This window comes from Prauserella sp. PE36, assembly GCF_003311655.1.
GTDB classification, from domain to species: domain Bacteria; phylum Actinomycetota; class Actinomycetes; order Mycobacteriales; family Pseudonocardiaceae; genus Prauserella_A; species Prauserella_A endophytica.
Genome location: NZ_QEQT01000063.1, coordinates 278,099 through 287,184, shown reverse-complemented (window position 1 = coordinate 287,184; position 9,086 = coordinate 278,099). Strand labels below are relative to the sequence as shown.

9 protein-coding genes and 1 tRNA gene are annotated in these 9,086 nt (G+C 69.9%); 9 read left to right on the top strand and 1 reads right to left on the bottom strand.

Annotation, left to right across the window (positions count from 1 at the left end):
- The coding region (locus DI005_RS17120) for a DUF3662 domain-containing protein (RefSeq protein ID WP_113642797.1) at window positions 1–575 on the bottom strand (575 nt) is incomplete at its 3' end.
- 125 nt (window positions 576–700) lie between these two features.
- On the opposite strand from DI005_RS17120, the gene DI005_RS17115 reads away from it, so the two are divergent.
- The 9 genes from DI005_RS17115 (at window position 701) to DI005_RS17075 (ending at window position 9,078) form a co-directional block, all read left to right on the top strand.
- Window positions 701–783, top strand: a tRNA-Leu gene (locus DI005_RS17115).
- A gap of 145 nt (window positions 784–928) precedes the next feature.
- A complete protein-coding gene (locus DI005_RS17110) occupies window positions 929–1,981 on the top strand; it encodes a PLP-dependent aspartate aminotransferase family protein (protein WP_369973591.1) in 1,053 nt (350 codons plus the stop codon).
- Window positions 1,982–2,117: 136 nt separating this feature from the next.
- Complete coding sequence (locus DI005_RS17105) at window positions 2,118–3,320, top strand: thioester domain-containing protein (RefSeq protein WP_113642769.1); 1,203 nt, start codon at window positions 2,118–2,120, stop codon at window positions 3,318–3,320.
- A 142-nt stretch (window positions 3,321–3,462) separates the two neighbouring features.
- Window positions 3,463–4,950: an ABC transporter substrate-binding protein gene (locus tag DI005_RS17100; protein ID WP_113642796.1), complete on the top strand. Its 1,488-nt coding sequence runs from the start codon at window positions 3,463–3,465 to the stop codon at window positions 4,948–4,950.
- Window positions 4,951–5,009: 59 nt separating this feature from the next.
- A complete protein-coding gene (locus DI005_RS17095; RefSeq protein WP_113642795.1) occupies window positions 5,010–5,942 on the top strand; it encodes an ABC transporter permease in 933 nt (310 codons plus the stop codon).
- Window positions 5,943–6,758 (top strand): ABC transporter permease, encoded by an 816-nt coding sequence (locus DI005_RS17090; RefSeq protein ID WP_113642768.1) that lies wholly within the window; start codon window positions 5,943–5,945, stop codon window positions 6,756–6,758.
- Window positions 6,755–7,516 carry an ABC transporter ATP-binding protein gene (locus tag DI005_RS17085; RefSeq protein ID WP_113642767.1) on the top strand — a complete coding sequence of 254 codons (762 nt, stop codon included), beginning with the start codon at window positions 6,755–6,757 and terminating at the stop codon, window positions 7,514–7,516. The genes DI005_RS17090 and DI005_RS17085 overlap by 4 nt, the downstream gene beginning before the upstream one ends.
- Window positions 7,507–8,304, top strand: coding sequence for an ABC transporter ATP-binding protein (locus tag DI005_RS17080; protein WP_369973593.1), 798 nt, complete (start codon window positions 7,507–7,509; stop codon window positions 8,302–8,304). Before DI005_RS17085 ends, DI005_RS17080 begins: the two co-directional genes overlap by 10 nt.
- Window positions 8,305–9,078: an SDR family NAD(P)-dependent oxidoreductase gene (locus DI005_RS17075; protein ID WP_113642765.1), complete on the top strand. Its 774-nt coding sequence runs from the start codon at window positions 8,305–8,307 to the stop codon at window positions 9,076–9,078.
- The last annotated feature ends 8 nt before the right edge of the window (window positions 9,079–9,086 follow it).

Genomic DNA, 9,086 nt, shown 5'->3' with positions numbered 1-9,086 from the left:
CCCTGGTCGTACCCGCCGGGCTGCTGGCCGTAGCCCTGGTCGTAGCCGCCAGGCTGTCCCTGTCCGTAGCCGTACTGGCCCTGCTGGCCGTACGGGTCACCCTGGTCGTATTGGCCGTAGCCGCCGGGCTGGCTCATTGGTCGGTCTCCTGCGTCGCTGGTTCGTGCTGGCCGTGCTTGACCCCCGGCGCCAGGTGCTTTGACGTCGGGATCGACGGTCGAGCGGGTCTTGAACTGTCCAGTATGCAGCGCCTCGTTGCGCTCTAGCGAAACTACGACGTCACCATAGGTGTCCCAGCCGTGCTCGGCGAGGTGCTGTGCGACAGCGTCCGCGAGCAGCCGGGTGACCCGTTGCTCGTCGCCTGCCATCCGGTCGTGATCAGCGGCACCCAAGGAAACGATGTAGTGATTCGGAGCGAGCTTGCGCCCACCCGCGAGCTCACGGACGTTTTCCTCACTCTCACGCTCCAGATCCTGCGCCACTTCCTGCGTGACGACGTTGCCACCGAACATCCGCGCGAAGGTGTTGCCCACGAGGCTCTCGAGGCGCCGATCGAAGCGCTGTACGCGGCCCACCGGGACAACCCCCCTTCCACGTGTACCTCCGGATAGATCGTATCTGGGTTTGGAGCGTTAAACACCGGGGCCGGTGAAACCCGCTCGGACGGCCTGATACGCTGTGCGGGCTGTCGCAGTTGCTCGGGCGAGTGGCGGAATGGCAGACGCGCACGGTTCAGGTCCGTGTGTCCGAAAGGACGTGAGGGTTCAACTCCCTCCTCGCCCACCGACCTCGGCCGACGTGTGCTCGCGGATGACGCTCGCCACGTCGGCCGGTTTCGTATCCGGGGCCGAGCCCCAGGCCCCCACGGCGCGGGCTCCTCCTGACCCGGCGTGGTTTCGTTGGGTGGAGACCAGCGTGTGTCGGGAGTGTGGTTGTCGTGGGTTCTGATTGGTCTGTTCGGACTTTGGCGATCGTGGCCGGGCGGCCCGAGGGGGTTGGGCAGCCTGCCAATGTGCCCATCGTGCCCGCCTCCGCGCTCGGTCTTGGGTATTCGCGGGAGGACGGCACTCCTACTTGGGTGGCCCTCGAGGAGGCCGTCGGGCGGTTGGAGGGGGGCCACGCCACCGCGTTCGCCTCGGGCATCGCGACCGTCTCCGCGGTCCTCGATCTCCTACCGGCCGGTGCCGAGGTGGCCGTGCCGAGTGACAGCTACGTCGGCACGCGCGCGATGTTCGACCACGCCGAGCGGATGGGCAGGCTCCGTTGCCGCCGGGTCACGCCTGCCGACACCGGTGCCTGGGTAGCCGCCGCCGGCGAGGCCGACCTGCTCTGGCTGGAGTCGCCGACCAACCCGAGCCTCGAACTGATCGACATCCCGGCGATCACGGCCGCGGCGGCGGGGCGGGCGAAGGTCGTGGTGGACAACACGTTCGCGACACCGCTCGGTCAGCAACCGCTCTCGCTCGGGGCCGACATCGTCGTGCACAGCGCCACGAAACTGATCGGCGGGCACTCCGATCTCCTGCTCGGGCTGACGGTGGCGGCCGAAGAAGAGCTCGCCGCCCAGCTGCGCGACGCACGGACGCGCGGGGGCGCGACGCCCGGTGCGCTCGAGGCGTGGCTCGCGCTGCGCGGCTTGCGCACGCTCGGGGTCCGCTATGCCGAGGCGTCGCGGTCCGCCGCGCTGCTCGCCGAGCGGCTCGGCAAGCACGCCGCCGTCACGCGCGTCCGCTACCCCGGTTCCGGCGCGATGATCTCCTTCGAGCTCGCTGGTCCAGACCTCGCCGACCGGTTGTGCGAACACCTGCGGCTGATCCGCCACGCGACGAGCCTCGGCGGCGTCGAGTCGTCTCTGGAGCGCAGGGCCGCGAGGCCCGGTGACGCACACGTGCCCTCGGGTGCGCTGCGATTCAGCGTCGGCCTCGAGGACCCCGAGGACCTGTGGCTGGATTTGGCTCAGGCACTGGATTCTCTTGATTGAAATTGGAACAGACCACGATAGTGTGGGCTGGTTCACGCCAATTTCATACTCTGTGTAAGCTCCGCCCTCACTGGGAAGTGTGATCTTCACTCGTACTGGGGAAGCTCCCTCATTTTGCTGTGGGGTTAGGAGACTCATGCACAAGAGATCTGCCTTCACTCGGGCAGGCGCGGCCCTTGCCGGCGCCTCCGCCGCGGTGATGCTGAGCGCGCCGCCCGCGGCGGCCGACGACGTGACCGCTTGGCTCCACGAGCCGGCGCACACGAGCGGATACGCGGTCAACATCGGTGGCGGCACCGTCGGCACCACGCTGTTCGGCCTGAAGGTCGACGACGGCAGCCTCCTCAAGGTCTACTGCGTCGAGATCGACGTGAAGATCGACCCGAGCCGGTCGCTGTCGGAGAAGCCGTGGGACGAGTTCCCCAACGGCGAGTCGCCGTTCCACGAGAACCGCGACAAACTCAACTGGGTGCTGCAGAACAGCTACCCCGCACTGCCGACAGGGGACATCGAGAATGCGCTCGCCGAGCGCGGCGTCGAGTTCGACAACGGCCTGAGCAAGCGCGAGGCGATCACCGCGACGCAGGCCGCCGTCTGGCACTACAGCGACGGCAAGGACCTCGACCTCGAGAACCCGCTGAAGTCGGACGACGAGGGTGCCGAGCACGACGTGGCCGCCCTCTACGAGTACCTGACCGGTGAGGCGAACGTGGGCATCGGCGACCAGCCGACGCCGACGCTCGACATCACGCCGGACGTGTCGACGGGTTCGGCGGGCGAGCGGCTGGGCCCGTTCACGGTCTCCACCACCGGTGAGATCACCGAGGTGAACAGTGAGTTGCCCGAGGGCGTCACGCTGACCGACGCCGAGGGCAACGAGCTCGCGGCCGGCGCCATCGCCGATGGCACCGAGTTCTACGTCGACGTTCCCGCCGACGCCCCGGAAGGCGCCGCGAACATCGAGCTGAAGGGCACCGCCCAGGTGGCCACCGGCCGGCTCTTCGTCGCCAAGAACTACGACAAGAAGGCCGCGCAGTCGCTGATCGTCGCGCAGGCCGACAAGTCGACGCTCACGACCGGTGCGAGCGCCAACTGGATCGCCGGCACGCCGGAGACCAGCACCACGACGCCGTCGGCCGAGACCACCACCGAGGCTCCGCCGACCAGCTCCGAGGTTGCCGCCCCGCCGACCACCGAGGCACCCGTCTCGCCGCAGGCCGACTCGGGTGACCTCGCCGAGACCGGTGTCTCGATCACGACCCCGATCATCATCGGAGCCGTGCTGATCGGCGCCGGCGTCGGCGCGCTGCTGCTCCAGCGCCGCCGCAAGAACGCGTAGTTCCACCTTTCCCCAAGGCCACCTTTGTTGCGCCCACCCGTCTCCCGCCACCACCCGAACGGAGACGATGACGCGCCACTGCGTTGGTTTCAACGCACCAAAGGTGGCCTTGGGTGCTTTTAGGGGGCCTATGCTGGGCCGGATGAGAGCGCGTTGGCTGGCGGTGGCGGTCGCGGGGGCGCTCGTGCTCTCCGGGTGCTCAGCAGGCTCCACCGCCACCGTCGGTGGTGACGACACGCTGGCCGTCGGCTTCACGGCCGAGCCGAAGAACTTCGACTTCACCACCACCGACGGCGCCGCCATCCCGCAGGCCCTGCTCTACAACGTCTACGAGGGCCTCGTGAAGCTCGACGCGAACGGTGAGATCGCGCCGCTGCTCGCCGAGTCGTGGACCATCAGCCCCGATCGCACCGTCTACGACTTCCACCTGCGCTCCGGGGTCACCTTCAGCAACGGGGCGCCGTTCACCGCCGACGACGTGAAGTTCTCCATCGACCGCGTCCGTACCGAGTGGACGATCTCTCTCAAGTCCACAATGGACGTCGTCGACCGCGTCGAGGTGGTGAGCCCCACGCACGTGCGCGTGGTGCTGAAGGAGCCGAGCAACTCCTGGCTGTTCGCCATGACGACGCGGCTCGGCGCGATGTTCGACCCGAGCGGTGTCGGCGATCTCGCGAACCGGCCCGTCGGCACCGGGCCGTACGAGGTCACCGACCGGCGGCGCGGTGATTCTGTGGTGCTCTCGGCCAACCCTGACTACTGGGGCCGCCAACCCGCCTACCCCACCGTGGTGCTCAAGTACTACAGCGACGCCACCGCGCTCAACAACGCCCTGCTGAGCAACGGCATCGACGTGATCTCCGGCGTCACCGCACCGGACTCGGTGCCGCAGTTCGAGGCCGACACCCGCTTCAACGTCCTGCAGGGCACCACCAACGGCGAGGTGGTGCTCGCCTTCAACAACCGGCGTGCGCCGCTCGACGACGTGCGCGTGCGCCGCGCGCTGACGCTCGCCATCGACCGCGAGGCACTGCTCGCCGCGGCCTGGGGCGGGCGGGGCACGCTCATCGGCAGCATGGTGCCGCCCACCGATCCCTGGTACGAGGACCTCTCGCACTCCTATCCCCACGACCCCGAGCGGGCGAGGCGGCTGCTGTCCGAGGCGGGACAACAGGATCTGCACCTGCGGCTGCGAATCGCGAACCTGCCGTACGCGATGTCGGCGGCGCAGGTGGTGGCCTCGGACCTCGGGCGGATCGGTGTGGACGTGACAATCGAGCCGCTCGACTTCCCCGCCGTCTGGTTGCAGCAGGTGTTCACCGACCACGACTACGACCTCTCGATCGTCCAGCACGTCGAACCCCGCGACATCACGACGTTCGGGGACCCCGGCTACTACTGGGGTTACGACAGTCCCCGGGTCAGGGAACTGCTGAGGCGAGCCGACACCGGCTCGCCCCGACAGCAGGTGGCGGACATGCGCGAGGTGGCGCGAACGCTCAGCGAGGACGCCGCCGCCGACTGGCTGTTCCTGTTCCCGAACATCGTGGTGGCGAAGAAGGAGGTCACCGGCCTGGTGCGCAACCAGGTCAGCGAGTCCTTCGACCTGACAGGGCTGGGGCGGGGATGAACAGCGGCGCGGAGCGCCTCCCTGAGGGGCGGTGGCTGGGAGACGGGTGGGCGCCGGCGATCCTGCGCAGAATCGTCATCCTGCTGGTGAGTGTGTTCGTGGCCTCGATCGTCGTGTTCGCGTTCATGGCCGTGCTGCCGGGTGACCCCGCGCAGGTGGCGCTCGGGGTCAACGCGACGCCGGAGCTCGTGGAGCGGACGCGCGCGGAGTTCGGGCTCGACCGGCCGCTCGTCACGCAGTACCTGGACTGGATGGGCGGCGTACTGACCGGCGACTTCGGCACCTCCTACGTGACGAGGGAGGCGATCGGGCCACAGCTCGTCGACCGGCTCGGCGTGACGTTGTGGCTCGTGGGCGCCGGCATGCTCGTCGCGCTCCTGATCGCGATGCCGCTGGGCACTATCGCCGCCGTGCGGCACCGCAGGCCGAGCGGCACGGCCGTGTCGGCACTGTCTCAGGTGGGCGTGGCGATCCCGGCGTTCCTGGCGGGCATCATCCTGGTGCAGATCTTCGCCGTGCGGCTCGGCTGGCTGCCCTCGGGCGGGTGGACGCCGCCGGTGCGGGATCCCGTGGAATGGCTGCGGGGGCTCATTCTCCCCGCCCTGTCGCTCGGGCTGGTCCAGGGCGCCGTGCTCACCCGCTACGTGCGCACGGCGGTACTCGACGTGCAGCGCGAGGACTACCTGCGCACAGCCCGCTCGAAGGGCCTGCGGCCGTACCCGGCGTTGGTACGGCACGGCCTGCGCAACGCCGCCGTTCCCGTGCTGACCGTGCTGGGTCTGCAGCTGGCGACGCTGCTGGTCGGCGCCGTCGTGATCGAGCGCGTGTTCGTGCTGCCAGGGCTCGGCAGCATGCTGCTCGACGCCGTCGCGGCGCGTGATCTGCTTACCGTGCAGGGCATCGTGCTCGTGCTCGTGGTCGCCGTGCTGTTCGTCAACTTCTGCGTCGACGTGCTCTACACGATGCTCGATCCCCGGCTGCGGAGGTCCTAGGTGACGCGGAACCTCAGCCTCCTCGCCGGCGTGGTGCTCGTCGGGCTCGTCGTGGGCACGGCGCTCGTGTCGTTCGTCTGGACGCCGCACGACCCGCTGCTCGTGGACGCGAGCGTGCGCCTGCTCGGCCCCACCGGCGACTTCGTGTTAGGCACGGACAAGCTCGGCCGTGACGTCGCGAGCCAGCTGATGGTCGGCGCGCGCACCACGCTCTACGTCGGCGTGGTGGCCGTCGGCATCGCCGCGCTCGTCGGGACCCCGCTCGGGATCCTCGCCGGGATGGGCGCTCGGTGGCTCGGCGAGCTCATCATGAGGGTCAACGACCTCGTACTCGCGTTCCCCGCGCTGCTGCTCGCGATCATGCTCGGCGCCGTGTACGGGGCGAGCACGCTCACCGCGATGATCGCGATCGGCGTCGCCACCGTGCCGTCCTTCGCGCGCATCGCCCGCGCGGGCACGCTGCAGGTGATGAGCACGGAGTACGTGCTCGCCGCGCGGGCGGGTGGTCGCTCGCGGTGGTGGATCGCGCTGCGGCACGTGCTGCCGAACATCTCCGGGCTCGTGCTCGTGCAGTCGTCGGTGTCGTTCGCGATCGCGGTGCTGGCCGAGGCGGCGCTGTCGTTTCTCGGCTTCGGCACGGCCCCGCCGACGCCGTCGTGGGGCCGGATGCTGCAGGAGTCGCAGGAACTGCTGGCCGTGGATCCCAGGCTCGCGCTGGTCCCCGGCGCCGCGATCGCGCTCGCCGTGCTCGGCTTCAACCTGCTCGGCGACGGCCTGCGCGACCGTTTCGACCCGCGACTGGAGGTGCGCCGATGACCCTGCTTTCCGTGGAAGGGCTCGGCATCGCGGCGGGCGCGCTGCCGCTCGTCGAGGACGTTTCGTTCACCATCTCGCCCGGTGAGCGGGTGGGACTGATCGGTGCCTCCGGCTCCGGGAAGTCGCTCACCGCGTCGGCCGTCATGGGCCTGCTGCCGGAGGGACTCACGTCGGTGGGCTCGGTGCGCTTCGCCGATCGGGAGCTGCTCGGCGCGAGCGAACGCGAACTGTCCCGCCTGCGCGGCAAGGACATCGCGATGGTGTTCCAGGAGCCGATGAGCGCGCTCAACCCGTCGATGCGCGTGGGCAGGCAGGTGGCCGAGGCGATGCTGCTGCACGGCACGCGCGATCGCCGCGGTGCCAATGCCGCCGCCGTCGAGCTGCTGGGGCGCGTGCGCCTGCCCGAGCCGGAGCGGATCGCGCGGGCCTACCCACACCAGCTCTCCGGCGGGCAGCGGCAACGGGTGGTGCTCGCCATCGCGCTGGCCAACGATCCCGCGCTGCTCATCTGCGACGAGCCCACCACGGCACTCGACGTCACCGTGCAGGCGCGGGTGCTGGAGCTGATCAACGAGGGCGTGCGGGACCATGGCAGTGCGCTGCTGTTCATCACCCACGACCTCGCCGTCGTCGCCACGGTGTGCGAGCGGGTACTGGTGATGAACGAGGGGCGGATCGTGGAGTCCGGCTCCACTCGCGACGTGCTCAAGGCTCCGAAGCACGAGTACACCGCACGACTGCTGGAGGCATCGGCGTGATCTCCGTGACCGATCTGGAGCGCACCTACCGGCGGCCCCGTACGTCGCTGACCGGGCCACGGCCCGAGGTGCACGCGCTGCGCGGGGTGTCGTTCGACATCGAAAAGGGGCAGCGCTTCGGCATCGTCGGCGAGTCCGGATCCGGGAAGTCCACTCTGGTCAGACTCCTCGCGGCGCTGGACCGGCCGACGTCCGGCTCGATCTCCTTACAGGGCAGGAGGATCGACAACCTGCCGGAGCGCCGTCTGGGTTTCCTGCGTTCGCAGGTGCAGATCGTGTTCCAGGACCCCATGGGCTCGCTCGACCCGAGGATGCGCGTGCGCGACATCATCAGCGAGCCGCTGGGCAGGCAGCCGGGGCGGCGCGAGCGCGTGCGCGAACTGCTCGACGCCGTCGGCCTTCCCGCCGACTCCGGCGAGCGGTACCCGCACCAGTTCTCCGGCGGACAGCGGCAGCGGATCTCCCTGGCCCGCGCACTCGCGCCGAGGCCGAGCATCCTGCTCGCCGACGAGGCCGTGAGCGCGCTGGACGTGCTGGTGCGCAAGCAGATCCTCGACCTCATCGCCGAACTGGTGGAACGCTACGAGCTGACGCTCGTCTTCGTCTCCCATGACCTCGGCGTGGTGCGGCGCGTGTGCGACACCGTGGCCGTGATGCGCGCTGGCGAGATCGTGGAGCTCGGCGCCGTCGACGAGGTCTACGACGACCCGCGGCACCCCTACACCCGTGAGCTCATCGCGGCCGCGCCGAACCTAGCGGCCGCGCTCGCCGGACTCGAGGAGGAGTGAATGGACTACGCGAAACTGTTCCGGTTGGACGGTCGCGACGCGGTCGTCCTCGGTGGGGGAAGCGGCATCGGCAGGGAGGCGGCGCGGGCGCTCGCCGCGCAGGGCGCGAGCGTCACCTGCGCCGACCGTGACCTCGACGCGGCGAAGGAGACCGCCGGGCTGGCCGGTGACTCCGCGAAGGCGTACGAGCTCGACCTGCTCGACACGGCCGCTGTCGAACGTGCGGCGGCGGAGCTGGGTGAGCCCGACGTCGTCGTGCTCACCGCGGCCACCAACGTGCGCAAGCGGCTGCTCGACTACAGCCGCGAGGAGTTCGACCGCGTTCTCTCGCTCAACCTCGGCGCGACGTTCGACGTGTTGCGGGCGTTCGGCGCCGGGATGGTCGAGCGCGGGCGGGGCAGCATCGTCGTGTTCTCCTCGATCCGCAGCATCACCGTCGAACCGGGGCAGAGCGCCTACGCGGCGACCAAGGCCGGGATCGTGCAGCTCATCCGTACCGCGGCGGCGGAGTACGGGCCTTCGGGCGTGCGCGTGAACGCGGTGGCTCCCGGGGTGGTCGAGACCCCGCTGACCGAGCCGATCAAGGCCGACCCCGACTGGTACCGGGCGTACGCGGAGAAGAGCGCGCTCGGCCGCTGGGCCGACGCGGGAGAGCTGGCCGGCGCCGTGGTGTACCTGGCCTCCGACGCGGCGAGCTTCGTCACCGGCTCGGTGCTGCTCGTCGACGGCGGCTGGACGGCGGTGGACGGCCGGTATGTGCCGCCGGGGGCGTAGGAAGGTGT

Coding starts and splice junctions, on each gene's coding strand:
- DI005_RS17100 (WP_113642796.1), top strand. CDS start 3,463: ATGAGAGCGCGTTGGCTGGCGGTGGCGGTCGCGGGGGCGCTCGTGCTC.
- DI005_RS17105 (WP_113642769.1), top strand. CDS start 2,118: ATGCACAAGAGATCTGCCTTCACTCGGGCAGGCGCGGCCCTTGCCGGC.
- DI005_RS17075 (WP_113642765.1), top strand. CDS start 8,305: ATGGACTACGCGAAACTGTTCCGGTTGGACGGTCGCGACGCGGTCGTC.
- DI005_RS17085 (WP_113642767.1), top strand. CDS start 6,755: ATGACCCTGCTTTCCGTGGAAGGGCTCGGCATCGCGGCGGGCGCGCTG.